Origin of the sequence: Ewingella sp. AOP8-B2-18, from assembly GCF_052376015.1 — a bacterium.
GTDB lineage: Bacteria > Pseudomonadota > Gammaproteobacteria > Enterobacterales > Enterobacteriaceae > Ewingella > Ewingella allii.
Map to the genome: position 1 here is coordinate 24973 of NZ_JBQSVB010000011.1, position 25710 is coordinate 50682.

At 53.8% G+C, this 25710-nt stretch carries 25 protein-coding genes; 17 read left to right on the plus strand and 8 right to left on the minus strand.

Going from position 1 to position 25710, the window contains the following annotated elements; all coding sequences use genetic code 11:
• Positions 1–2: 2 nt before the first annotated feature.
• Positions 3–1163 (minus strand): cystathionine gamma-synthase, encoded by a 1161-nt coding sequence (gene metB, locus ACT3RR_RS18675; RefSeq protein ID WP_496200908.1) that lies wholly within the window; start codon positions 1161–1163, stop codon positions 3–5.
• 333 nt (positions 1164–1496) lie between these two features.
• Here metB and metJ point away from each other — a divergent pair, with 333 nt between their 5' ends.
• On the plus strand, positions 1497–1814 hold the full coding sequence (metJ, locus tag ACT3RR_RS18680) for a met regulon transcriptional regulator MetJ (RefSeq protein WP_034794630.1): 318 nt from the start codon (positions 1497–1499) through the stop codon (positions 1812–1814).
• Between the two features lie 231 nt (positions 1815–2045).
• Here metJ and rpmE read toward each other — a convergent pair whose 3' ends face one another.
• Positions 2046–2258 (minus strand): 50S ribosomal protein L31, encoded by a 213-nt coding sequence (gene rpmE, locus ACT3RR_RS18685; RefSeq protein WP_353503855.1) that lies wholly within the window; start codon positions 2256–2258, stop codon positions 2046–2048.
• A 203-nt stretch (positions 2259–2461) separates the two neighbouring features.
• Between rpmE and priA the strand changes: the two genes are divergently transcribed.
• The 7 genes from priA to rraA all read left to right on the plus strand — a co-directional run bounded on the left by priA (position 2462) and on the right by rraA (position 10604).
• A complete protein-coding gene (priA, locus tag ACT3RR_RS18690) occupies positions 2462–4657 on the plus strand; it encodes a primosomal protein N' (RefSeq protein ID WP_353503854.1) in 2196 nt (731 codons plus the stop codon).
• Positions 4658–4830: 173 nt separating this feature from the next.
• Positions 4831–5901, plus strand: coding sequence for a DNA-binding transcriptional regulator CytR (gene cytR, locus ACT3RR_RS18695; protein WP_396132739.1), 1071 nt, complete (start codon positions 4831–4833; stop codon positions 5899–5901).
• Positions 5902–5999: 98 nt separating this feature from the next.
• Positions 6000–6998 (plus strand): cell division protein FtsN, encoded by a 999-nt coding sequence (gene ftsN / locus ACT3RR_RS18700; protein WP_396132738.1) that lies wholly within the window; start codon positions 6000–6002, stop codon positions 6996–6998.
• 113 nt (positions 6999–7111) lie between these two features.
• Complete coding sequence (gene hslV, locus ACT3RR_RS18705; RefSeq protein ID WP_353503852.1) at positions 7112–7642, plus strand: ATP-dependent protease subunit HslV; 531 nt, start codon at positions 7112–7114, stop codon at positions 7640–7642.
• Between the two features lie 11 nt (positions 7643–7653).
• The gene (gene hslU / locus ACT3RR_RS18710; protein ID WP_353503851.1) at positions 7654–8988 is read left to right on the plus strand and encodes an ATP-dependent protease ATPase subunit HslU; all 1335 of its coding nucleotides are present in this window, start codon (positions 7654–7656) and stop codon (positions 8986–8988) included.
• A gap of 94 nt (positions 8989–9082) precedes the next feature.
• Positions 9083–10009: a 1,4-dihydroxy-2-naphthoate polyprenyltransferase gene (locus ACT3RR_RS18715; RefSeq protein ID WP_485903793.1), complete on the plus strand. Its 927-nt coding sequence runs from the start codon at positions 9083–9085 to the stop codon at positions 10007–10009.
• A 109-nt stretch (positions 10010–10118) separates the two neighbouring features.
• Positions 10119–10604: a ribonuclease E activity regulator RraA gene (rraA, locus tag ACT3RR_RS18720; RefSeq protein ID WP_034794610.1), complete on the plus strand. Its 486-nt coding sequence runs from the start codon at positions 10119–10121 to the stop codon at positions 10602–10604.
• Positions 10605–10689: 85 nt separating this feature from the next.
• Here rraA and zapB read toward each other — a convergent pair whose 3' ends face one another.
• Complete coding sequence (gene zapB / locus ACT3RR_RS18725; protein WP_100935183.1) at positions 10690–10929, minus strand: cell division protein ZapB; 240 nt, start codon at positions 10927–10929, stop codon at positions 10690–10692.
• A 622-nt stretch (positions 10930–11551) separates the two neighbouring features.
• Here zapB and ACT3RR_RS18730 point away from each other — a divergent pair.
• The 3 genes from ACT3RR_RS18730 (at position 11552) to glpX (ending at position 15150) form a co-directional block, all read left to right on the plus strand.
• On the plus strand, positions 11552–12403 hold the full coding sequence (locus ACT3RR_RS18730) for an MIP/aquaporin family protein (protein ID WP_034794603.1): 852 nt from the start codon (positions 11552–11554) through the stop codon (positions 12401–12403).
• 44 nt (positions 12404–12447) lie between these two features.
• Complete coding sequence (glpK, locus tag ACT3RR_RS18735; RefSeq protein ID WP_034794600.1) at positions 12448–13971, plus strand: glycerol kinase GlpK; 1524 nt, start codon at positions 12448–12450, stop codon at positions 13969–13971.
• A 168-nt stretch (positions 13972–14139) separates the two neighbouring features.
• Positions 14140–15150, plus strand: coding sequence for a class II fructose-bisphosphatase (gene glpX / locus ACT3RR_RS18740; RefSeq protein ID WP_353503849.1), 1011 nt, complete (start codon positions 14140–14142; stop codon positions 15148–15150).
• 75 nt (positions 15151–15225) lie between these two features.
• Here the strand turns inward: glpX and emrD are convergent, their stop codons facing one another.
• Complete coding sequence (gene emrD, locus ACT3RR_RS18745; RefSeq protein WP_353503848.1) at positions 15226–16410, minus strand: multidrug efflux MFS transporter EmrD; 1185 nt, start codon at positions 16408–16410, stop codon at positions 15226–15228.
• A 316-nt stretch (positions 16411–16726) separates the two neighbouring features.
• Between emrD and fpr the strand changes: the two genes are divergently transcribed.
• Positions 16727–17473 carry a ferredoxin--NADP(+) reductase gene (fpr, locus tag ACT3RR_RS18750; protein ID WP_496200909.1) on the plus strand — a complete coding sequence of 249 codons (747 nt, stop codon included), beginning with the start codon at positions 16727–16729 and terminating at the stop codon, positions 17471–17473.
• 21 nt (positions 17474–17494) lie between these two features.
• Here the strand turns inward: fpr and ACT3RR_RS18755 are convergent, their stop codons facing one another.
• Entirely contained in the window at positions 17495–17914 is a 420-nt protein-coding gene (locus ACT3RR_RS18755; RefSeq protein ID WP_353503846.1) for a DUF805 domain-containing protein, read from the minus strand.
• 149 nt (positions 17915–18063) lie between these two features.
• Between ACT3RR_RS18755 and ACT3RR_RS18760 the strand changes: the two genes are divergently transcribed.
• Both ACT3RR_RS18760 and tpiA read left to right on the plus strand, forming a co-directional pair.
• The gene (locus ACT3RR_RS18760; protein ID WP_353503845.1) at positions 18064–18663 is read left to right on the plus strand and encodes a DUF1454 family protein; all 600 of its coding nucleotides are present in this window, start codon (positions 18064–18066) and stop codon (positions 18661–18663) included.
• Between the two features lie 133 nt (positions 18664–18796).
• Positions 18797–19564: a triose-phosphate isomerase gene (gene tpiA, locus ACT3RR_RS18765; RefSeq protein ID WP_034794587.1), complete on the plus strand. Its 768-nt coding sequence runs from the start codon at positions 18797–18799 to the stop codon at positions 19562–19564.
• 211 nt (positions 19565–19775) lie between these two features.
• Here tpiA and ACT3RR_RS18770 read toward each other — a convergent pair whose 3' ends face one another.
• The 3 genes from ACT3RR_RS18770 to cpxP all read right to left on the minus strand — a co-directional run bounded on the left by ACT3RR_RS18770 (position 19776) and on the right by cpxP (position 22974).
• The gene (locus ACT3RR_RS18770) at positions 19776–20765 is read right to left on the minus strand and encodes a sulfate ABC transporter substrate-binding protein (RefSeq protein WP_396132731.1); all 990 of its coding nucleotides are present in this window, start codon (positions 20763–20765) and stop codon (positions 19776–19778) included.
• Between the two features lie 186 nt (positions 20766–20951).
• Entirely contained in the window at positions 20952–21938 is a 987-nt protein-coding gene (gene pfkA / locus ACT3RR_RS18775; protein ID WP_353503843.1) for a 6-phosphofructokinase, read from the minus strand.
• A gap of 529 nt (positions 21939–22467) precedes the next feature.
• Complete coding sequence (gene cpxP, locus ACT3RR_RS18780; RefSeq protein ID WP_353504052.1) at positions 22468–22974, minus strand: cell-envelope stress modulator CpxP; 507 nt, start codon at positions 22972–22974, stop codon at positions 22468–22470.
• Positions 22975–23125: 151 nt separating this feature from the next.
• Here cpxP and cpxR point away from each other — a divergent pair, with 151 nt between their 5' ends.
• The 3 genes from cpxR to trmL are packed head-to-tail and all read left to right on the plus strand — an operon-like array spanning position 23126 to position 25704.
• Positions 23126–23827, plus strand: a complete 702-nt coding sequence (gene cpxR / locus ACT3RR_RS18785; protein ID WP_034794579.1) for an envelope stress response regulator transcription factor CpxR — start codon at positions 23126–23128, stop codon at positions 23825–23827.
• Positions 23824–25194: an envelope stress sensor histidine kinase CpxA gene (cpxA, locus tag ACT3RR_RS18790; protein ID WP_353503842.1), complete on the plus strand. Its 1371-nt coding sequence runs from the start codon at positions 23824–23826 to the stop codon at positions 25192–25194. The genes cpxR and cpxA overlap by 4 nt, the downstream gene beginning before the upstream one ends.
• 36 nt (positions 25195–25230) lie before the next feature.
• Entirely contained in the window at positions 25231–25704 is a 474-nt protein-coding gene (gene trmL / locus ACT3RR_RS18795; RefSeq protein ID WP_353503841.1) for a tRNA (uridine(34)/cytosine(34)/5-carboxymethylaminomethyluridine(34)-2'-O)-methyltransferase TrmL, read from the plus strand.
• Positions 25705–25710: the final 6 nt, after the last annotated feature.

The window sequence follows — 25710 nt, forward strand, 5'->3', positions numbered from 1 at the left end:
TCTTACCTCGTTGCCGCTGCCTGGAATGCGTGTTCCAGATCAGCAATCAAATCTTCACTGTCTTCGAGACCTACAGAAACTCTGAGCAAACTGTCGGAAATCCCCGCCGCTTTGCGCGCTTCAGGTGCCATGCCTGCGTGAGTCATGGTGGCCGTGTGGGATATCAGACTTTCCACCCCGCCCAGAGACTCCGCGAGGGTAAATAACTTCAATGCCGAGAGGAAATGACGCAAATGGGCTTCATCTCCGTCGAATTCAAAACTGATCATCGCGCCAAAACCATACTGCTGGCGGCGAGCGATCTCATGCCCTTGGTTTTCTGGCAGAGAAGGATGATACAGCTTTTTCACCTGCGGTTGCTGCTGTAAATAAGCAACAATAGCTAACGCATTTTCCTGCTGCTGTTTCACGCGCACGGTGAGCGTGCGCAGGCCGCGCAGTAATAAATAGCTGTCGAAAGCCGCACCGGTCACGCCGATGTTATTCGCCCACCACGCCAGTTCGGTCGCGTGCTCGGCAGTTTTCGAAATCACCGTACCAGCCACCACGTCTGAATGACCGTTCAGATATTTAGTACATGAATGGACTACTAAATCCGCGCCAAGTTTCAACGGCTGTTGTAAAGCCGGGCTGAGGAAGGTGTTGTCCACCACGGTAAGCGCACCGACCGCGTGCGAAGCATCGCAAATGGCCTGAATATCTACCACGCGCAGCAGCGGATTGCTTGGGGTTTCAATCAACACCAGCTTAGGTTTTTCCTCGAGCGCCGCCGCCAGAGCCTGCGGGTCGCCTTGATCCACAAACTTCACGCGATAGGCACCGCGCTTGCTCAAGCTGTCGAACAGGCGGTAGCTGCCGCCGTAGCAGTCGTGAGGCGCTAGCAGCAGATCGCCAGGCTTAAGAAACACCGTACACACCAGATGAATGGCCGACATGCCGCTGCTGGTCATTACCGCACCGGCACCGCCTTCGAGATCAGCCAGCGCGCGCTGCACGATATCGCGCGACGGGTTACCGCGTCGGGAGTAGTCGTGGGCTCGTGGCTGATTAAAATCTTCGAAATTATAGGTGCTGGAAAGGTTAATCGGTGGAACCACACAGCCATATTGCTGGTCACTATTGAGGCCACTTCCGACGGCTATCGTCGCTTGCTTGAGCGTCATACGTTGTTTCTCCCTGCCGGGGGTGCTGAGGATGAGGTAACAAAGATTAATCGCTGACAAGATAGACGTCAATACATCTGGACATCTAAACTTCTTTGCGTATAGATTGAGCGTCAGGGGAATACCCGCTAAAATTGTAGGTATCAGAGTCCTCTGGCCTTGTGCAGCGTGGAAGAGCCGGACTGGCATTCAGTGGCTGAATGAATAACCCAGCGCACATTTCTCTGAAATTACCGGTCCTGAAGGGACATTTATTTAGTGAGATCAGTGAAAATCGGGCATAATCCCCCGGTTTTCAGAACATTATTTTTTTTGATAAATTTAAGGTGTCCCATGGCTGAGTGGAACGGCGAATATGTCAGCCCTTACGCTGAACACGGTAAGAAAAGCGAGCAAGTAAAAAAAATCACGGTATCCATTCCGCTGAAGGTTCTTAAAATTCTCACTGACGAACGTACTCGCCGTCAGGTGAACAACCTGCGCCATGCGACCAACAGTGAATTGCTGTGTGAGGCTTTCCTGCATGCCTTTACCGGCCAGCCTTTGCCGAACGATGCAGACCTGCGTAAAGAGCGCAGCGATGAAATTCCAGAAGCAGCGAAAATCCTGATGCGCGAGCTGGGCGTTGACCCTGATACTTGGGAATACTAAGTAAAAGCTGATGATGAAGACCTGTGCGGCCACGCCGTGCAGGGATCATTTTTAGTGGCAGAGTGTTTTTCAGTGGAAGAGCAGTGGAAGAGAGCTCTGTTCGTGCAGGCTGTGCGTGAAATGGATAAGCGAAGCGTTTTAGTGAAACGGGTTGTGGTTTACCAACCTTTTGCTAAATAGCAGGCAACAAAAAAGGCGCCATTGGCGCCTTTTCTTGCTCTACAGCAAATATTACTTGCTGGATGGCACGCTGAAACGCTTGTTGAAGCGGTCAACACGGCCACCGGTAGCAACTTCACGTTGTTTACCAGTATAGAACGGGTGGCAGTTACCACAAACGTCCAGGTTCAGATCGTGACCCACTGTTGAGCGAGTTTTGATCACGTTACCGCATGAGCAGTTTGCAGTAACTTCTACGTATTTAGGATGGATACCGTCTTTCATGGGAAAACCTCTTCTTAAGGCCGCGTCGCTATCCAACCCTGTTTCGTCGGACACCACGCGTAGTGGATGATTAGGTTTTGATGCGAAATGCACCAAAGGCGGCGAATCATACAGAATCTATTTATGCCGCGCAATGATGTTCATGCATTTCGAACGACACAGTGTACACTATCTCGTCATTTTTTTAAAGTCTGGACCCCTTAATGCCTGTTGCCCACGTTGCTTTACCCGTCCCGCTCGCCCGCACGTTTGACTACCTTTTGCCTGATGGCATGGTGGTAGTAAAAGGCTGTCGCGTTAGCGTACCCTTCGGTAAACGCGATGCAATTGGCATTGTCGTCGCGGTCAGCGACAGCAGCGAGTTTGGCATCGACAAGCTCAAACCGGTGCGCGAGGTGCTCGACGCCTCCAGCCTGTTTACCCCAGATTTATGGCGCATCCTGCTGTGGGCCGCCGACTATTACCATTTTCCCCTTGGCGAAGTGCTGTTCCACGCCCTGCCCGTCTTACTGAGACAGGGAAAGCCTGCTGAATTAACCCCGCTGTGGCAGTGGTTCGCCACCGAACAAGGGCGGGCGACGCCCCTTGAGAGCTTAAAACGCGCGGCGAAACAGCAGCAGGCGATGGCGGCCTTAATGCAGGGCGGAATTTATCGCCATCAGGTCAGCGACCTTGAGCTAACCGACGCTGCGCTACAGGCTCTGCGGGCCAAAGGGCTGGCCGACCTGCGCAGCATTGCGCCCGAGACTCACGACTGGCGCAGCGACTTCAGCGTGGTGGGCGAACGTCTGCGATTAAACACCGAACAGGCCACCGCCGTCGGGGCGATTCGCAGCGAAGACCAGCAATTCTCGGCATGGCTTTTGGCCGGTGTGACAGGTTCAGGCAAAACCGAAGTCTATCTAAGCGTGCTGGAAAATATTCTGGCGCAGGGGAGACAGGCGCTGGTGATGGTGCCGGAAATTGGCCTGACGCCACAGACCATCGCGCGCTTTCGCGAGCGTTTTAGCGCCCCGGTGGACGTGCTGCACTCTGGCCTGAACGACAGCGAACGCCTCGCCGTCTGGCTGCGCGCCCGCAATGGCGAAGCCGGGATTGTGATTGGCACCCGCTCCTCCTTATTTACCCCTTTTGCCCGGCTGGGCGTGATCATCATCGATGAAGAGCACGACGGCTCATATAAGCAGCAGGAAGGCTGGCGCTACCACGCGCGCGATCTGGCCGTGTTCCGCGCCCACGAAGAAAATATTCCGATCATTATGGGGTCGGCGACGCCGGCTCTCGAGACACTCAACAACGTCGAGTTGGGCAAATATCGCCAGTTAAAACTCACCAAGCGCGCCGGTAATGCCAAGCCGCCACAGCAGCAGCTGATTGATTTAAAAGGCATGCCACTCAAGGTTGGCCTTTCTCAGCCGCTGATCCAGCGCATGCAGCAGCATCTGAAAGCCGATAATCAGGTGATGCTGTTCCTTAACCGCCGGGGCTACGCGCCCGCGCTGCTGTGTCACGAATGCGGCTGGATAGCCGAGTGCCAGCGCTGCGACCACTACTACACCCTGCACCAAAACCAGCGTCAGCTGCGCTGCCACCACTGTGACAGCCAGCGCGCGGTGCCGCACCAGTGCCCGCACTGCGGCTCGACGCAGCTGGTTTCGGTGGGTGTCGGCACAGAGCAGCTTGAGCAGGAGCTTGCCCCGCTGTTCCCCGACACGCCCATTACCCGTATCGACCGCGATACCACCAGCCGCAAAGGCTCGCTGGAGCAGCATCTAGCGGAAGTGCATCGCGGCGGCGCGCGCATCCTGATTGGCACGCAGATGCTGGCTAAGGGGCACCACTTCCCCGACGTCACGCTGGTCTCCTTGCTGGATGTCGATGGCGCGCTGTTCTCAGCTGATTTCCGCTCCGCCGAGCGATTCGCCCAGCTTTATACCCAGGTTTCAGGCCGCGCGGGCCGCGCTGGCAAGCAGGGGGAGGTGGTGCTACAAACCCACCATCCGGAACATCCGCTGTTGAAAGTGCTGCTGGAGCAGGGCTATGACGCCTTCGCCAAGCAGACGCTGGCCGAGCGTAAAAGCGTCTTTTTACCGCCATACACCAGCCATATTCTGATTCGCTCCGAGGATCACGATAATCAGCAATCCCAACTGTTCTTGCAGCAGTTACGCAATTTGCTGGAATCCAGCCCGCTAAAAGATGAGTCGCTGTGGATACTCGGCCCCGTCCCGGCGCTGGCCGCCAAGCGCAACGGCCGTTTCCGCTGGCAGCTCTTATTGCAGCACCCTTCACGCCGCGTTTTGCAGCAGCTGTTGAAAAGCTCGCAGTCGCTGATTAACGCCCTGCCCCAAGCGAAAAAGGTTAAATGGACGCTGGATGTCGACCCTATCGACAGCTAATCGATTGCATTTATGCGGGATGGATCTAAAAAAAGCATCTGCGTCACACTTTTGATGCAAATTAGGTAACAAATCCTAACCACAATCTGTTTAGAATGTGATGAGCTACGCAGCCGCCAAAAGCCGGATAGGTTAGGCGCACCCAGAAGGGTGTCGCGTTGAGAGGAACATCCATGTTGTCGTATCAGAATGATGCTGTTGCAAGGGGAGATGCGTTGGACGAGAAGAAAGATTTAAACGCGGCGACGATGAAAGACGTAGCTGAAATGGCCGGTGTTTCGACCGCGACGGTATCTCGTGCATTAATGAATCCGGAAAAGGTCTCAGCGCCCACTCGCCAAAAGGTCGAGCAGGCGGTGCTCGCCGTTGGATACTCTCCTCACGCCCTTTCACGGAACTTAAAACGCAACGAATCCCGCACTATTCTGGTGATCGTCCCCGACATCTGCGATCCCTACTTTGCGGATGTGATCCAAGGGATCGAGCGCACCGCGGCTGAACATGGTTATCTGGTGCTGATTGGCGATTGCGCCCAGCAGAACCAGCAAGAGAAAACCTTTATTAATCTGATTATTACTAAGCAGATTGACGGTATGCTGCTGCTCGGCTCGGACCTGCCTTTCGACGCCAGCAAAGAAGAACAGCGCAATTTGCCGCCAATGGTGATGGCCAATGAATTCGCGCCAGAGCTGGAATTGCCGACCGTGCACATTGATAACCTGACCGCCGCCTATGAAGCCGTGCATTATCTGATTGGCTTGGGCCATCAGCGCATTGGCTGCATTACCGGCCCGGACCAAATGCCGCTGTGTCAGTACCGCACTCAGGGCTATATTCAGGCGCTGCGCCGCAGTGGATTAAATGTGGAAGCAGACTACTCGGCGAAAGGCGATTTTAGCTATGAGTCGGGCGCGCTGGCGCTGATCGATTTGATGTCGCAGCCAGTGCCGCCAACGGCGATTTTCTGCCACAACGACGTGATGGCTATCGGCGCGATGTTCCAGGCCAAGAAGATGGGTCTGCGCATTCCAGAAGATTTATCGGTGGTAGGCTTTGATGATATCAAGCAAAGTCAGTACTTCGACCCGCCTTTAACCACGGTGGCTCAACCAAGATTCCAGCTTGGTCGTCAGGCCATGTTATTATTGCTTGAGCAGCTCAATGGGCATTCAGTACAAAGTGGCTCACGTTTGTTGGAAAGCGAACTGGTCATCCGCGGTAGTACCGCCGCACCCAAACGCTAATTATATGTTTATACTTCATTAAGTTTTCGTTTCAGATAAGGTTCAAGGTTCAGTAACATGACGCACTTCTTCCATCATTACGACGCAGCGAAACGATAGTGGCACAAAGAGACTATGTAAGCCGTGGGCGCTCAGGAGCGCGGCGGAAACCAACTAGCCGAAAAAAACGCAGTTCCCCGATGATCTCCAAAACCATGGTGGTATTAGCCGTTGCGGTCCTGGTGGTGTTCATTGGTGGCCTCTATTTTATTACGCACAATAAACCTGAAGATGCAGCGATTCTGCCGACGCACCCTGTTCGGCCGGGCAACGGCTTGCCGCCAAAACCTGAAGAACGCTGGCGTTATATCAAAGAGTTGGAAAATCGTCAGATGGGCGTGTCTACCCCGACTGAGCCGACGGCGGGTGGCAATGTGCAGACTAAAACGCAGTTGACGCCGGAACAGCGCCAGTTGCTGGACCAGATGCAGGCCGACATGCGCCAGCAGCCGACCACGCTGTCCGAAGTGCCGTATAACGACCCAACGCAGGCGACGCGCACGCAGCCTGCCCAACGTCAGACCACGTCGCAACAGCCGTATACGCAGCAGCCTCAGCAGACTTATTCTCAACAGAACGTGCAGCCGACCTACACTCAGCGGCAGCCTGTGCAACAGCAGCAACAGAATGTGCAGCACAATACTCAGCAGACTACGCCGAGAAACGTGCAGCAGACGCAGCAGCCGGTTCGTGCTCCTCAGACTCAGGCGCAAACTCAGCCTGTGGCGCCGAAGCCGAAACCGAAAGAGCAGCCTCAGCAGCAGCAACCTGCTGCCATTACTGAAGTCGCGCCGGAAAAACCGAAGGACAAACCGAAAGAGCAGGAAAAAACCCAGCGCTTTATGGTTCAGTGCGGTTCTTTCAAAGGTAGCGAGCAGGCAGAATCGCAACGCGCCAAGCTGGCATTTGAAGGTTTTGAAGGCCGAATCACCACCGGTGGCGGCTGGAATCGCGTCGTTATCGGCCCTTACAATAATCGTGCTGGCGCTGACGGCACCCTGTCGCGTCTTAAAAACGCTGGCATCTCCGGTTGCATTCCCCTCGCAACCGGGGGTTGAAAACCCATTTTCCTCCCCAATCTATAACTTCAATATGCCTCGTGCTCTTGTGTGACACTGATGTGTAACACAAGAGTGCGGGGATCTTTTCCGTCTGCAACGAGGAACTGCTCGTGACAACAATTGTAAGTGTACGCCGCAACGGCCAGGTCGTTATTGGTGGTGATGGTCAAGCCACATTGGGAAATACCGTGATGAAGGGCAACGTGAAGAAAGTACGTCGCCTGTATAACGACAAAGTGATCGCCGGCTTTGCGGGCGGCACGGCTGACGCCTTCACGCTGTTTGAGCTGTTCGAACGCAAACTGGAAATGCACCAGGGCCATCTGGTCAAAGCCGCCGTAGAACTGGCGAAAGACTGGCGTACTGACCGTATGCTGCGCCGCCTTGAAGCGCTGCTGGCCGTCGCTGACGAAAATGCCTCGCTAATCATTAGCGGCAACGGCGACGTGATTCAGCCTGAGAATGACCTGATTGCTATCGGCTCCGGTGGTCCTTACGCTCAGGCTTCTGCTCGCGCGTTGCTGGAAAATACAGAACTGAGCGCTCGTGACATCGTTGAGAAGTCGCTGAGCATTGCCGGGGATATCTGTATTTACACCAACCAATTCCACACCATCGAAGAATTGTCTTCTAAAGCGTAAGGATCGAAAACATGTCTGAAATGACCCCGCGCGAGATAGTCAGCGAACTCGACAGCTACATCATTGGGCAGGACAAAGCAAAGCGCGCCGTCGCCATTGCACTGCGTAACCGCTGGCGCCGTATGCAGCTTGAAGAGACGCTGCGTCACGAAGTCACTCCAAAAAACATTCTGATGATCGGCCCGACCGGTGTCGGTAAAACCGAAATCGCTCGTCGTCTGGCGAAGCTCGCTAACGCGCCGTTCATCAAAGTCGAAGCCACCAAGTTCACCGAAGTGGGCTACGTGGGTAAAGAAGTCGACTCTATTATTCGCGACTTAACCGACTCTGCGGTGAAGATGGTGCGAATGCAGTCCATCGAGAAAAACCGCTATCGCGCCGAAGAACTGGCCGAAGAGCGCATTCTCGACGTGCTTATTCCACCGGCGAAAAACAACTGGGGCCAGGCCGACGAAACGCAGGAACCTTCTGCGGCACGCCAGTCTTTCCGCAAAAAGCTGCGTGAAGGCCAACTCGACGACAAAGAGATCGAAATCAATGTCGCCGCCGCGCCAATGGGCGTCGAAATCATGTCCCCTCCGGGCATGGAAGAGATGACCAGCCAGCTGCAGTCTATGTTCCAAAACATGGCCGGGCAGAAGCAGAAACCGCGCAAAATGAAGATCAAAGAAGCGTACAAGCTGTTGATCGAAGAAGAAGCCGCCAAGCTGGTTAACCCGGAAGAGTTGAAAGAGCAGGCTATCGAAGCCGTTGAGCAGCACGGCATCGTGTTCATCGACGAAATCGACAAAATCTGTAAACGCGGCGGTCAAAGCTCCGGCCCTGACGTTTCCCGCGAAGGCGTGCAGCGTGACCTGCTGCCACTGGTTGAAGGCTGCACCATTTCGACCAAGCACGGCATGGTGAAAACTGACCATATTCTGTTTATCGCTTCCGGCGCTTTCCAGACTGCCAGCCCGTCAGACCTGATCCCTGAATTGCAGGGTCGTCTGCCGATCCGCGTCGAGCTGCAAGCCCTGTCGACGGAAGACTTCGAACGTATCCTGACTGAACCAAGCGCGTCACTGACTCATCAGTATAAAGCGTTGATGGCAACCGAAGGCGTGACCGTTGATTTTACTGCTGACGGTATCCGTCGTATCGCCGAAGCGGCATGGCAAGTTAACGAAACCACCGAGAACATCGGTGCGCGTCGTCTGCATACCGTGTTGGAGCGTTTGATGGAAGATATCTCTTACGACGCGAGCGAAAGTAACGGAATCTCCATAAACATTGATGCAGATTATGTTCGTAGCCATCTTGATCAGCTGGTTGCTGATGAAGATCTGAGCCGTTTCATCTTATAATTCGCTCATACGTTTCGAAAGTTATCCATTGGGAGGCGTTATGCCTCCCTTTTTATTTCTGGGCGAAACATCAGTTTATTGAGCGAAAAAAAATATGAGCATGATAACCCCCTGCAATACGACATCGCCGACCAAAGCCTGGCTTGAAAGTCTCCGCCTGCGAACGCTGCCTCTGGCCTTCGCCTCCATCGTGATGGGTTCCGCTGTCGCCAGCCTGCAAGGCGTGTTTCACCCGTTAACGGCGCTCCTCGCGCTGCTCACCGCCGGGCTGCTGCAAATTCTGTCCAATCTAGCCAATGACTATGGCGATGCTGAAAAAGGCAGTGATACGCCGGATCGCATCGGGCCATTGCGCGGCATGCAAAAAGGGTTAATCAACGCCAGCCAGATGAAGCGCGCCATCATCCTGACCGTGGCGCTAGCCGTGATTTCGGGTATCGCGCTAATTGCCGTCGCCTGCCAGAAACCCAGCGACGTGGTCGGCTTCCTGATCCTCGGTTTGCTGTCGATTGGCGCGGCTATCACCTATACCGTCGGCACGCGCCCTTACGGCTACATGGGCCTCGGCGACATTTCCGTCTTAGTGTTCTTCGGCTGGATAAGCGTCGCGGGCACCTTCTACTTGCAGGCAGGGTATTTTGATTGGGTTGTTATGCTGCCCGCCACGGCCACCGGCTTATTAGCTACCGCCGTCCTGAATATCAATAATTTGCGCGATATCGAAACTGACAGCGCCAACGGCAAAAACACGCTGGCGGTGCGCCTTGGGCCAAAAAATGCCCGTCGCTATCACGCATTCATCATTAGCGGTGCCGTGCTCTGTCTGGCGTTGTTTGCCCTACTGCACTTGCACAACGGCTTCGGTTGGCTCTTTATCCTGGCGCTGCCGCTGCTGGCTAAACACGTCCTCACGGTGATGCGCGAACCCACTGCTGAGGGTATCCGTCCCCTGTTGGAGAACATGGTGAAGGTCGCTTTATTGACTAACGTGTTGTTTGCCGTCGGCCTGTTACTCAATTAGCAATCCAAGCTAAGTCTGGCTGAAAGCGAAATTTAACAATTGATGCTTTTGCCAACAGCCTTCAGAAAGGGATATACTGCACATTCATGCAGCAACCAGATGAAATCCTATGAAATACGATACTTCCGAACTATGCGACATCTATCACGAAGAAGTGAATGTCGTTGAACCCTTGTTCTCCAACTTTGGCGGACGTACTTCATTTGGCGGGCAGATCACCACGGTGAAGTGCTTTGAAGACAATGGCTTGCTTTATGATCTGTTGGAGCAAAACGGTTTAGGCCGCGTGTTAGTGGTTGATGGCGGTGGCTCGGTTCGCCGTGCTCTGCTCGATGCTGACCTCGCGACGCTGGCACTGGAAAACCAGTGGGAAGGCATCCTGATTTACGGCGCGGTGCGTCAGGTGGATGACTTGCAGGACCTGGACATCGGCATTCAGGCGATGGCCGCAATCCCTGCTGGCGCAGCAAGCGAAGGCATTGGTGAGAGTGATATCCGCGTCAACTTCGGCGGTGTCACCTTCTTCACCGGTGACCATTTGTATGCTGATAACACCGGCATCATCCTGTCAGAGGATGCACTCGACCTCGAGTGATTCCCTAAACGCAGATGCTTCTGCAATAAAAAAGCCCGCAGCGCGGGCTTTTTTTATGGGAGCAAGTTATGCAAAGAAGGCTGGATCAGACTTCTTCCATTTTCCCTAACAGTGCGCGCAGACGATCTTGCCACACGTGTTGTTCTTCTTTCAGCTGCGCGTTTTCACGCACCAGTGACTCATGGTTGCCGCTGGCTTGCTGAACTTCCTGAGACAGGTTGTTGTTCTGTTCTTTCAGTTCTTCGATTTCCATTTGCAATAAAGTAATGGTATCAATCGCTTGCTGAACTTTCGCTTCTAATTTCTCAAATACTTCAAATGACATTCTTCGGTCCTCTTCATGTTCGCAAGGCGTACATCTGGTAAGTTCTGTCGCATCGTCCGGACACGACTCTGAATTCTCGCACCACGCAGATTTTATTGATATTTCGGGATGGAAACGCCGTCAAATCTGCGGATGTCTTGAAATACGATTGTATGTAGCCAGTACTGCCCTGTCTAGCAACAACCCTGCCCTACACGCAGTCTGTTGCAATTTTAACGACAAAACTATCAGCAAATGCTTAAAAAGCGAGACGAGTCGAAGGATCACGCCAGCAATTTCGCCTAAAGTCAGTCTAACAAGGGGTTTGACGGGCGGAAGGCATCCGAATGACCTTGTGCGCGTTAGGGACGCAATCAGGAAAGAAATAGGGATAAACGCGGGTCAAACGAGCGCCAAAAACCGCTTTTTGCGGTTGGTCTAACCAGTCTGGCATTCGAAATCGCTCATTTTTATGACACAACACACAAAATTTGATTTCGCTATTTCTCGTTTATGCTCGTTAACGATAAATTCACATTACATTCTCATTTACTGATGAATGTCTTATTCCGATTACGTTCACGTACGTCTAGTAAGAAAAATTATAACTAACCCTTAACATTATCCTTTATAGGATCCGACTATGAGCCAAACCATGAGTTCCACATTAAAAGGTCAGTGCATCGCTGAGTTTCTGGGTACCGGGCTTATCATTTTCTTTGGTGCAGGGTGTGTTGCTGCATTGAAGCTTGCCGGCGCAGCCTTTGGTCAGTGGGAAATTAGTATCGTCTGGGGTTTTGGTGTGGCGATGGCCATCTACCTGACCGCAGCGGTTTCTGGCGCTCACCTTAATCCAGCAGTCACTGTCGCGCTTTGCCTGTTTGCGAACTTTGAAGGACGCAAAGTTCTGCCTTACATCATCGCGCAGGTTGCGGGTGCCTTCTGCGCCGCCGCCCTGGTTTACGGTCTGTACTACAACCTGTTCTTCGATTTCGAACAAAGCCACAATATGGTGCGCGGCAGCGTCGAAAGTTTGGATCTGGCAGGCATCTTCTCTACCTACCCGAACCCACACATCAGCGTGTTGCAGGCATTCTTGGTTGAAGTGGTGATCACCGCCGTACTGATGGCACTGATTTTAGGCCTGACCGACGACGGCAACGGCATTCCACGTGGCCCGCTGGCTCCGCTGTTAATCGGTATCCTGATCGCCGTTATCGGTGCTTCAATGGGCCCATTGACCGGCTTCGCCCTGAACCCTGCTCGTGACTTCGGTCCTAAGCTGTTCGCCTACTTCGCAGGCTGGGGCAAAGTGGCCTTCACCGGCGCGCGTGACATCCCTTACTTCTTAGTACCGATTTTTGGCCCGCTGATTGGCGCATCTCTGGGTGCTGTAGGTTATAAGACGCTGGTTGGTCGCCACCTGCCTTACGAAATCAATGAGGAAGCGGAAGAGAAAGCGGCCCAGCAGGCATCAAAACAGCGTAAAGCGTAATTGGCTATATTGTTCACAGCTCTCTAATTCGTAGGAATATTATTATGTCAGCAGATACGACTCACGAAAAAAAATACATCGTCGCGCTCGATCAAGGCACCACCAGCTCCCGCGCGGTCGTGCTTGACCATGACGCCAATATCGTCAGCGTTTCCCAGCGCGAATTTACCCAAATTTATCCGAAATCCGGCTGGGTCGAACACGACCCAATGGAAATCTGGTCTTCGCAAAGTTCAGTACTAGTTGAAGTGCTGGCGAAAGCGGATATCAACTCTGACCAAATCGCCGGGATTGGTATCACCAACCAGCGTGAAACCACCATCGTGTGGGAGAAAGAGACCGGTAAGCCGATTTATAACGCCATCGTTTGGCAGTGCCGTCGTACAGCTGACATCTGTGAGAAGCTGAAAAAAGACGGAATGGAAGAGTACATCCGCGAAAATACGGGCTTGGTGGTTGACCCTTACTTCTCAGGTACCAAGGTGAAGTGGATCCTGGACCACGTCGAAGGCTCTCGCGAACGCGCTAAGCGTGGCGAACTCCTGTTCGGTACCGTCGACACCTGGCTGGTGTGGAAAATGACTCAGGGACGCGTTCACGTTACTGATTACACTAACGCCTCACGTACCATGCTGTTCAACATCCATGACCTGAAATGGGATGAGCGCATGCTGGAAGTGCTGGATATTCCGCGCGAAATGCTGCCGGAAGTTCGCCCTTCTTCTGAAGTTTACGGCCAGACCAACATTGGTGGTAAAGGCGGTACGCGTATTCCAATCGCCGGGATCGCCGGTGACCAGCAGGCAGCCCTGTACGGCCAGCTTTGCGTGCAGAAAGGCATGGCGAAAAATACCTATGGCACCGGCTGCTTCTTGCTGATGAACACCGGTACTGAAGCTGTAACCTCCAAAAACGGCCTGCTGACCACCATCGCCTGCGGCCCTCGCGGCGAAGTGAACTATGCGCTGGAAGGTGCGGTATTCGTCGGCGGTGCGTCCATTCAATGGCTGCGCGACGAGCTGAAGTTGATCAGCGACGCCACCGACTCCGAGTACTTCGCGGGCAAAGTTAAAGACACCAACGGCGTGTACGTGGTGCCGGCCTTCACCGGCCTTGGCGCACCTTACTGGGACCCGTATGCCCGTGGCGCTATCTTCGGCCTGAGCCGTGGCGCCAACAGCAACCACATCATTCGCGCCACGCTGGAATCTATCGCTTACCAGACTCGCGACGTGCTGGACGCCATGCAAGCTGACTCGGGCGCACGCCTGCAGGCTCTGCGCGTGGACGGCGGCGCGGTGGCTAACAACTTCCTGATGCAATTCCAGTCTGACATCCTCGGCACGCGCGTTGAGCGTCCGGCGGTGCTGGAAGTGACCGCGCTGGGTGCCGCATTCCTGGCGGGTCTGGCAGTGGGCTTCTGGAATGATCTGGACGAAGTGCGCAGCAAAGCCACTATCGAACGTGAATTCCGCCCAAGCATTGAAACCACCGAGCGTAACTTCCGCTACAAAGGCTGGCAGAAAGCCGTGGCGCGCGTGCGTTCATGGGAAGATCACGACGAGTGATCGCGTCCGGTCGGGTTCTCGCGGAACCCGCCATCATCAGCTCCAAGCAAACTCCCCTTAACGGGGAGTTTTTTTATGCACTTTTTCTACCCTGCCCCTATGCTAAAATCCGCCCCAGCGATGAGCATTTGCCTCACCCACCTTATTTTTCTTCGAATGGGTTTATCCATGAAACGTGAATTAGCTATCGAGTTCTCCCGCGTCACCGAAGCCGCCGCGCTGGCTGGCTACAAATGGCTCGGCCGTGGCGACAAAAATCTCGCCGACAACGCCGCCGTGCAGGCAATGCGCATTATGCTGAATAAGGTCGACATCGACGGGCAAATCGTTATTGGCGAAGGTGAAATTGACGAAGCGCCGATGCTCTACATCGGCGAGCAGGTTGGCACGGGCAAGGGCGACGCGGTGGATATCGCTGTTGACCCCATCGAAGGCACGCGCATGACCGCCATGGGCCAGTCCAACGCGCTGGCCGTGCTGGCCGTCGGCGACAAAGGCTCCTTCCTCAACGCCCCTGACATGTACATGGAAAAAATCGCCGTCGGCCCCGGCGCTAAAGGCGCGATTAATTTAGACCTGACGCTGGCCGAAAATCTGCAAAATATCGCCAAAGCCTTGGGTAAACCACTGAGCGAACTGACCGTGGCGACCCTCGCCAAACCGCGCCACGACGAGGCTATTCGCGCCATGCTGCAATCCGGCGTGCGCGTGTTTGCCTTCCCCGACGGCGACGTCGCCGCAACCATTCTGACCTGTATGCCGGAGAGCGAAGTTGATGTGCTGTATGGCATCGGCGGCGCGCCGGAAGGGGTGATTTCGGCGGCGGTGATCCGCGCGCTGGACGGCGATATGCAGGGCCGCCTGCTGGCGCGTCACGATGTGAAAGGCGACACCCCAGAAAACCGCCGCATTGGCGAAGAAGAGCTGGTGCGCTGTAAGGCGATGGGTATTGAGGCCGGTAAGGTGTTGCAGCTCGACGACATGGCGCGCAACGACAACGTGATTTTCTCGGCAACCGGCATCACCAAGGGCGACCTGCTGGAAGGCATTAGCCGCAAAGGCAACATGGCGACCACCGAAACCCTGCTGATCCGCGGCAAATCGCGCACCATTCGCCGCATTCGCTCGACCCACTTCCTTGACCGCAAAGATGCTGCTCTGCACGAGTTCATCATCTAATTGGCTGTATTAACTCGGCCATAAAAGCAAAAAGCAGAGCCAAGGCTCTGCTTTTTTTATGTTTCGCGCACTGAGTTAGATGGTATGCCCCTGCTCCTGCTGGCGATTGGCCATCGGCCACCAGCAGAGCAGAATCAGCAGCGCCATGGCGAACATCAGCAGGCCAAGGCTGAACTGCCCGGTTTGCGGCAGCATGGCTGACATCCACGCCACCAGCCCGGAACCGATATTCTGAATGCCGCCCACCAAGGCCCCGGCCGCGCCAGCGAGATAGGGGAAAGGCTCCATCGCGCCGGTCGTCGCCAGCGGGAACAGCATTCCCGCGCCGAAGAAGAACAGCGACGCAGGAACAATCAGCGTCCAGATGTTCATCACGCCCAGCCAGCCCGGGATCCACATCAGCACGCCCGCCAGCAGGCAGCTGATCACCGAGTGCCACATCAGCTGGTTGAAGCTCTTCTCCGCCCGCCCGGCATACCACGCGCCAAAGAACGCCGCCGGAATAGGCAGAATAAACAGCAGGCTGACGGTCATCGCGCTGAGCTTCAACACGCCGCCCATCAGTACGCCACAGCTGGCTTCAAACACCGCTACGCCCGCCAAAGCCCCCACCAGCATGACGAGATAGCGGCTGAAGTTGCCGTCCGCCAGCAGCAGGTGAAGACTGCTCAGCATGCCGCGCGGCTCATCGTTGACCGGGCGTGTTTCCGGCAGCCAGCGATACATGGAAAACGCCACGCCGGCGCACAGCAGTAGCAGGAAGCCAAAACTGGCGCGCCAGCCCAGCCACGCCGCCAGCGCACCGCCAATAATCGGCGCAACCAGCGGACTGACCAAAATCCCCATATTCAACAGGCTGTTAGCTTGGCGGAGCGCGCCGCCGCTGTATAAGTCACGTGGCATGGTACGCGCCATCACGCCCGCCACGCCAGTGCCCATACCCTGCACGGCGCTGCCAATAATTAAAATCGTCAGGCTCTGCGCCATCATGGCGGTGGCGGCGCCGACCAGAAAAATCATCATCCCGGTGAGGATCACCGGCTTGCGCCCAATCTTATCCGACAGCGGCCCGTAGATGAGCTGTGACGAGCCGTAAGCGATTAAATAGGCCGCCATCACTCGCTGAACCGCCCCCGGTTTTACGGCCAGGCTTGATGCCATATCCGCGATATTCGGCACATAGATGGTTTGCGCCATCTGCCCTACGGCCACCAGCAAAATCAACATCACCAGCAGGTGAATATTTTCCAGTTTTTTCATTTTCTAGTTCATTAACCATTAAGGCATCCGAATACCAGCATATTGAGCCAGTTTCGGTGGGGTAAGCAGTCGGCGCATAAATTAACAAAACCGTAGGAATAAGCGAGAGGCAGGCGGAAAACTCTGTTTACGCCAGTGGCGGGCTTTAGTGCCAGTTTCGTAAAGATAACGGTACGACACGCGAGCATCTCTTACCCGTCGTAAACAGGTTGATAACATTTAATCGATAATGGATTCGGTGAATGTGAAATAAAATCAGCGAGGTAAATGAAGCGCCGACGCGCTGCACCATGGACTTAACACGGAGTACTTTTTTATGGCTGATTGGGTTACAGGCAGCATCACCAAAGTCGACCGCTGGACAGATGCCCTGTTCAGTATTCAGGTGAGTGCGCCCATTGATGCATTCACCGCGGGCCAGTTCGCTAAGCTGTCGTTAGAAATCGACGGTGAACGCGTCCAGCGCGCCTATTCCTACGTTAATGCGCCAAGCAATCCCAATCTTGAGTTCTATCTGGTGACTGTCCCGGAAGGCAAGCTCAGCCCACGGCTGACCGACATGCAGATTGGCAGCGAGATTCAGGTCACTAAAGAGGCTGCGGGCTTTTTCGTCATTGATGAAGTGCCAGAATGCGACACCCTGTGGATGCTGGCGACCGGCACGGCCATTGGCCCGTACTTATCCATTTTGCAGGAAGGCATCGGCCTAGATCGCTTTAAGAACATGGTGCTGGTGCACGCCGCGCGCTTCTCGCAAGACCTCAGCTACCTGCCGCTGATGCAGCAGCTTCAGCAGCGCTATAACGGCAAGTTGCATATTCAGACCGTGGTGAGCCGTGAAGAAGTGGCGGGATCGCTGACGGGTCGCGTACCGGCGCTGATTGAAGATGGTTCGCTGGAAGCCGCCGTGGGGCTGAAAATGGATGCCGAAGACAGCCATATTATGCTGTGCGGCAACCCGCAGATGGTGCGCGATACCCAGCAAATTCTCAAAGACAGCCGCGGAATGCGTAAGCATTTGAAACGCAAACAGGGCCATATGACCAGCGAGCATTACTGGTAAGATCAAGATTAGAGCCGCAGGCTATTTGAACCTAACGCTCTCTGCTTCCGGGCCAAAGCGATTTGTGCCCGGCGTTCCCACAAAAGCGCCGCAATCGATAATCAGCATCACGAAAATCACCGCCGGAAGCAGCCTGCCGACCACCCACTGCCACAGGGTCGGGATCATGTCCCAATGGCCCGCCGCCAGCATCCACGCCAGAATAAACAGCAGTGCCCACCAGGCCGATTTATTGCGGTCGTGCAGGCGTTTCACCATCACCGCGGCGGTGGGCCACAGCAAAACCACCACGGCAAAAGCGGCGGATTGGATTTCGATCCACTGTCTGTCGGCAAAGGTGAACACCGCCACCATCAGCACCAGCCAGCTGACCATCCAAATCCAAAACTCACGGCGGCCCATGCGGCCATTAAATGAAAAGAGTGCGTGTTGCAGGGTCATCGGGGAAGCATTCCATCAAAGTCGGGTCAGAAAACTGCCGCAAAGTGTAACCCAGCCCGGCCAGATGCCGACAATGTTTACGCACTCCTTTTGACATTGCCCCCTGATCCCCGCTCTAATCGGGTATCGCTTCAAAACAGAACAGGCTTATGACTGCAAACTTCATTCTTCGCCTCGCGCTTCCCGCGCTGCTGCTGATTTCAGGGCTGAATCAGGCCAATGCGGAACCACCCGCCGAGCACCAGACCGTCGAGGAGATGCCGAAAGCGCCTTATCTACTGGCGGGCGCCCCGACTTTCGAAATGACGCTGGTGAGCTTTCGCGAAAAATATAACGCTGCTAACCCGAGTCAGCAGATCAGCGAATTCCGCGCCATTACCGACAAAACCGGCAATGACCTGCTGACCCGCGCTGCCAGCAAGATTAATGAGAATCTCTATGCTTCAACGGCATTGGAGAAAGGCACCGGGAAAATCAAAACTCTGCAAATCACCTACCTGCCCATCCAAGGGCCGGAGGCCAAAGCCGCGCGCACGCTGGCTATCAGCTACATGGCGAACCTAATGCGCGAGTTTGACGGTACCCTGACAGTGGAGCAAAGCGTGGCGAAAGTGGCATCGCTGATCGACAAAGGCAAAGGCCAGCAGTTCTACCAGCAGCAGGTCGGGGCGATTCGTTACGTGATTTCAGACAATGGCGAGAAGGGCCTGACCTTCGCCGTAGAGCCGGTAAAACTCGCGCTTTCATAAGCCTTGGATAACGGCAATTAATGACAAAAAGCAAAGCCTTTAGTTGTGATCCTCTCTATACTATTGGGCAGGTAATCTGCTTGTTTGGCAGAAATTTTAATCGACACTCGCGTCCCCTTTTGGAGGAAAAAACATGCGACATCCATTAGTGATGGGTAACTGGAAACTGAACGGCAGCACCCACATGGTTAACGAACTGATCGCTGCGCTGCGCAATGAGCTGAGCACGGTTGAAGGTTGTGGCGTTGCTATCGCACCACCAGAAGTTTACCTGTCACAGGCGAAACACGCGCTGGCGGGCAGCCGCATTGCGCTTGGCGCACAGAACGTTGACACCAACCTGTCTGGCGCATTCACCGGCGAAACTTCTGCCGACATGCTGAAAGACATCGGTGCGAAATACATCATCATCGGTCACTCTGAGCGTCGTACTTATCACAAAGAAAGTGACGAGTTCATTGCTAAGAAATTCGGCGTGCTGAAAGACGCTGGCCTGATCCCAGTGCTGTGCATCGGTGAAACCGAAGCAGAAAACGAAGCGGGTCAAACTGAAGCCGTGTGTGCAAAACAGCTGAACGCCGTGCTGAACACGCTGGGCGCTAAAGCCTTCGAAGGCGCGGTTATCGCTTATGAGCCAGTTTGGGCTATCGGTACCGGCAAATCTGCCACTCCAGCTCAGGCTCAGGCGGTTCACAAATTCATCCGTGACCACGTTGCTAAACAAGACGCTGAAATCGCTAAACAAGTGATCATCCAGTACGGCGGTTCTGTAAACGCAGCTAATGCGGCAGAACTGTTCACTCAGCCAGACATCGATGGCGCGCTGGTTGGCGGTGCTTCTCTGAAAGCTGATGCCTTCGCGGTTATCGTGAAAGCCGCTGCTGAAGCGAAAAAAGCCTAATCCACTTTTCTGACGCACTTGCGGCGTCAGCATAAAAAAACCCGGCCTCTTCACAGAGCCGGGTTTTTTATTATCAGCGATATCTCATGCCCTAAATAATTGGCGCTGTAGCAAGGCGGCAAGGGAGCGCATCCCGATGAGCTGGCTTGAGCCAGTGATTCAGGTAAGCGACCGCAGCCAACGCCGAGACAGCGCCAAGTATGACGGGCATTTAGCGTTTGCTGATTTGGTCGAATATCCCACCGCTCGAGAAGTGGTCTTTCTGCGCTTCGGCCCAAGTACCTGCCACCTGATCGATAGTGAACAGCTTCAGTTTAGGGAATTCAGCGGCAAACTTCTTCTCAACGGCTGGGTCACGCGGACGGTAGTAGTTTTCCGCAGCGATGGTTTGACCTTCAGTGGAATAGAGATACTTCAGGTAAGCATCGGCCACTTCGCGAGTGCCGCGCTTGTCGACCACTTTATCCACCACGGAGACGGTTGGCTCAGCCAAAATGGATTCGCTTGGCGTCACAATCTCAAACTTGTCGTTGCCCAGGTCCTTGGTTGCCAGCAAGGCTTCGTTTTCCCATGCAATCAGCACGTCGCCGATGCCGCGCTCAACGAAGGTGTTGGTTGCGCCACGTGCGCCGGAGTCCAGCACTTCAACGTTTTTAAACAAGGCTTTCAAGAATTCCTGAGCTTTCGCTTTGTCATTGTTGTTGTGATGCAGGGCGTAGCCCCACGCCGCCAGATAGTTCCAGCGCGCGCCGCCCGAGGTTTTCGGGTTTGGCGTAATGATAGACACGCCCGGTTTGATCAGATCATTCCAGTCGTGAATTTGTTTTGGGTTGCCCTTCTTCACCAGGAAAACGATGGTGGAGGTGTAAGGCGCGGAGTTGTCCGGCAGGCGCTTGATCCAGTTTTTGTCGATACGCCCGCGTTCGGCAATGGCATCCACGTCATAAGCCAGCGCGAGGGTGACGACGTCAGCCTCGATACCATTGATAACGGAGGTCGCCTGCTTGCCAGAGCCGCCGTGAGATTGACGCACGGTTACGGTGTCGCCGGTTTTACCCTGCCAGTATTTGCTGAACGCCTTGTTATATTGCTCGTAGAATTCACGCGTTGGATCATAAGACACGTTCAGAATCTGAACATCTTTCGCAATTGCGCCCGTCGCCACCAGCAGTAATGCCAGACCTACACCCCATTTACGCATCTCACTCTCTCCCAGAAATTTTTTCAATGGATTGGATTTATCGTATTAGATGCCTAGAGCCTGCCAGAGAAAAATCGAACAACTAAAGACTAAAAAGTATTTTTCTATTCCATTCAGGAATAACTGTTTTTCGGGCAAAAAAAAGCCCCCACGCGTGGAGGCTTTATCGCTAAGTAATTATCTGTTTTAGAATAATTTTTTAGCCGTGTCGTACCAGTCTTCTTTGAATTTACTTTTCTTATTTTCTGGTGAGATACAGATAGAAATTAATTCATGAACCATTTTTTCGTTTTCAACACCGACGCAGAAACCGCCCTGAGTGTAGTCGCGGTCTTCTTCCAGCAGCAGGTCAACAGCATAAGCACCCATGCGAGAAGCCAGAATACGGTCGTAAGCGACTGGTGCGCCACCACGTTGAATGTGGCCTAAAACGGTACCGCGAGTTTCACGGCAGGTTTCTTTCTCGATGTATTTAGCCAGCTCGTCGATATCATCCAGTTTTTCTGTGATAGCAACGATGGCATGCTTTTTACCTTTGGCGATACCGGCTTTGATTTCAGCAACCAGGTCATCACGTTTGAATTCAACTTCTGGGATGGCGATGAATTCGCAACCACCGGCAATCGCAGCAGCCAGAGTCAAATCGCCACAGTGGCGACCCATCACTTCAACGATGGAAATACGTTGGTGAGAAGAAGAGGTGTCGCGCAGACGGTCGATCGCTTCAACCACAGTACCCAACGCGGTGAAGAAGCCGATGGTGTAGTCAGTACCCGCTACATCGTTATCGATGGTGCCTGGCAGACCGATACAGCGAATGCCGCCTTCTTTGGTCAGCAGGTCAGCACCCGCGTAAGAACCGTCGCCGCCGATAACCACTAAGCCATCGATACCACGGTCTTTCAGGTTTTGCAGAGCAACCTTGCGGTTTTCAGGATCGCGGAATTCCGGGAAGCGAGCAGAACCTAAGAAAGTACCACCACGGTTGATCATGTCGGACACGCTGTAGCGGTCCAGTGGTCGCATGCGGTTTTCGTACAAGCCAAAGTAGCCATCTTCAATACCGAAAACTTCTAATCCTGCAGATAGAGCAGCACGAACAACGCCGCGAATCGCGGCATTCATGCCTGGCGCATCGCCGCCACTTGTCAGTACACCGATTTTTTTAATCATGACCACCTCTGAACTTGTAGATGCAATTTCTTAAGAATTCTTGAGCATGCCTATTGGCCCGGATACTAGCTGGCACTACTACTAAATGGCTAATGGCGTTTGATGTTTATAGTATAACAAAACACCATCGCTGAATTGATTCAAGTCAGCAAGAATACGCTTACTGCGTTGACCCTTGGCAATTTAATGATTCACCCTGTTTTTACAACATATTTCCGGCATTTTCCTCGCAGAAAGCGGAGCTTTGATGGCCTTTCAAGGGAGCTTTAAATGTAGACGCCAATCGCGAAAGCCAAAAGAACCCGCGCAGGCTTTAAACAGCGTCTTTATTAGCGACTATCCTAAGAATAGCATTGTTCTAAGCGACATCTGACTGATAATACGAGATATGTCTTATCTAAGGTGAGAAAAAGAACGGAGTTCCCCCGCCAGATTTAATGCGTCAATGTGTGGGCTTTACCGCAAAAAAAACCCCACCTTTCGGTGGGGAAGACAGGGATGGTGTCTATGGCAAGGAAAAACAGGGGTATTACTGGGTACTGATACTACTTGGCTTCTGGGCAGAAGTAGGTTGTAAGCCAGCCATTTGCTGCTGCATCTGTTGCATGCGCTGCTCATGTTTCTGGTTTAATACGTTTTTCTGTTCGGGAGTCAGAAGATTGAACATCTGATTGCGAATGCGGGCCATTTCAACCTGGCGATCCACTTGCTCCTGAGCCATGACTTCGGCCTGCGCCCGAACAGCTTTTTGATCGAAATTCTCAGCGGTGACCAGACGATGCATGGTTTCCATCTGATCTACATTAATATGGGGTAAGTCTTTACGAGCCTGATGCATCAAGTCACGCATTTGCTGGCGCTGCTGCTCAGTCAGATTAACGCCATCAAACATGGTGTTGCGTTCCTGAGGCTTGTCCAGCATGTTGGTATCTTGAGCTGAAGGTGCCACTGGCGTCACATTAGCGGTATCCGCTAAAACGACACCCGAACTCAGTGTCAGTATTGAGGCCGTAACTAATGCAGCTACCTTGGACATCATTAACTCCTATATCTTTATCGCTTATCGCGAATCATTGGAAATCAGTCTAAACCGGTCGCTGCAAACATGCGTCAGTGCATGTAAAAGTACGTAAAGTCATGGAATAGCGGCAATTGATGACGTATTTTGCGTCTTAGAGGTAAATACAATGAATAAAATTTTGTTGGTTGATGACGACCGTGAACTGACTTCACTCTTAAAAGAATTGCTCGAAATGGAAGGCTTTAATGTGGTGGTTGCTTACGATGGTGAGCAGGCGCTTGAAAAGCTGGATAACAGTATCGATTTGCTCTTGCTCGACGTGATGATGCCAAAGAAAAATGGCATTGAAACCTTAAAAGAACTTCGCCAACGCCACCAAACGCCGGTCATCATGCTGACTGCGCGCGGTAGCGAGCTGGATCGCGTGCTGGGTCTTGAGCTTGGTGCTGATGACTATTTACCTAAACCTTTCAACGATCGCGAACTGGTCGCGCGTATTCGCGCCATGCTGCGCCGTTCCAACTGGAGCGAACAGCAACAAACCGGCGAATCTAACGGCTCACCGACGCTGGAAGTGGATGGCTTGCAACTGAATCCGGGTCGTCAGGAAGCCAGCTTCGGCGGCGTCGCGCTAGACCTTACCGGGACTGAATTCACCCTGCTCTATCTGCTGGCGAAGCATTTAGGTCAGGTGGTGTCGCGTGAGCATTTGAGCCAAGAAGTGCTGGGCAAACGCCTGACGCCTTTTGACCGTGCCATCGACATGCATATCTCCAATCTTCGCCGCAAACTTCCCGATCGTCAGGATGGCCATCCTTGGTTTAAAACGCTGCGCGGACGCGGCTATTTGATGGTATCCGCTACATGATCAACAGCCTAACGGCACGCATTTTTGCGATTTTCTGGTTTACCGTTGCCTTAGTTTTGATGCTGGTTTTAATGGTGCCCAAGCTTGATTCACGCCAACTTACACCGCTGCTCGATAGTGAACAGCGGCAAGGCCTGATGATTGAACAGCATGTCGAAGCCGAGCTGGCAGGCGACCCGGCGAATGACCTGATGTGGTGGCGTCGGCTGTTCCGCGCTATCGAAAAGTGGGCTCCGCCGGGCCAGCGCCTGTTGCTGGTGACCAGCGAAGGCCGTGTCATTGGTGCGCAGCGCAATGAAATGCAGGTGGTGCGTAACTTCATCGGGCAGTCAGATAACTCAGATCGTCCGAAAAAGAAAAAGTATGGCCGTCTTGAAATGGTCGGGCCTTTTTCCGTTCGCGATGGTGAAGACAATTATCAACTTTACCTGATTCGCCCGGCCAGCAGCCCGCAGTGGGACTTCATCAACCTGATGTTTGACCGCCCATTCCTGCTGCTGATTGTCACCATGTTAATCAGTTCTCCGCTGCTGCTCTGGCTGTCGTGGAGTCTGGCAAAACCTGCTCGTAAGTTGAAAAATGCGGCGGACGACGTGGCGCGAGGCAATCTCAAGCAGCATCCAGAACTGGAAGCGGGGCCGCAGGAGTTTCTGGCGACCGGGGCCAGCTTCAATCAGATGGTCAGCGCGCTTGAACGCATGGTTACAGCTCAACAGCGGCTTATCTCGGATATCTCACACGAGCTGAGAACCCCGCTGACTCGCCTACAGCTGGCGACCGCACTGATGCGCCGCCGTCACGGTGAAGGCAAAGAGTTGCAGCGTATAGAGACGGAAGCACAGCGCCTCGACAGCATGATCAACGACCTGTTAGTGCTTTCCCGCAGTCAGCATAAGAACGAACTTGCGAGGGAGACGCTAAAAGCCAATGAGCTATGGGCCGACGTGATTGAAAATGCCCAGTTTGAAGCTGAGCAGATGGGCAAAACGCTGGAAGTCCCTGTACCTCCGGGTCCGTGGAAGCTGTTTGGTAATCCGGCGGCGCTGGATAGCGCCCTTGAGAATATCGTTCGCAATGCGCTTCGCTACTCCAATACCCGTATCGCGCTGAACTTCGCCTGCGACAGTGAAGGCATCACCATCACGGTGGATGATGACGGTCCGGGTGTCAGCGAAGCCGACCGCGAGCAGATTTTCCGTCCGTTCTACCGTACCGATGAGGCGCGTGATCGGGAGTCCGGCGGCACGGGGTTAGGTTTGGCGATTGTCGACACCGCAGTACAACAGCACCGTGGTTGGGTGAAAGCCGAAGATAGCCCGTTGGGCGGCTTGCGACTAATCATCTGGCTACCGCTGCATCAGCGTTAAGATTCTGCTATTCTGCGCCCTCTCACAGGGGGGCGCATGCTTAACATCGTACTTTTTGAACCAGAAATCCCGCCAAATACGGGCAACATTATCCGCCTGTGTGCCAACACCGGCTTCCAGTTACATCTCATCGAACCTCTTGGATTCGGCTGGGATGACAAAAAGCTGCGCCGTGCCGGTTTGGACTACCACGAATTCGCCAACATTAAGCATCATGCTAACTATGACGCCTTTCTCAGCAGTGAGAACCCGCAGCGAATTTTTGCCCTCACGACTAAAGGCACGCCAGCGCACAGCGCGGTGAGCTATGAAGCCGGGGATTATTTGCTGTTTGGGCCTGAGACGCGCGGGCTACCGCCGGTGATTCTGGACAACCTACCAGCAAATCAAAAAATCCGTATTCCAATGCAGCCAGAGAGCCGCAGCATGAACTTGTCGAATGCGGTGTCAGTGGTGGTATACGAAGCCTGGCGCCAAATGGACTACCCCGGCGCGCTGATTAAAAGCTGAGTGTGT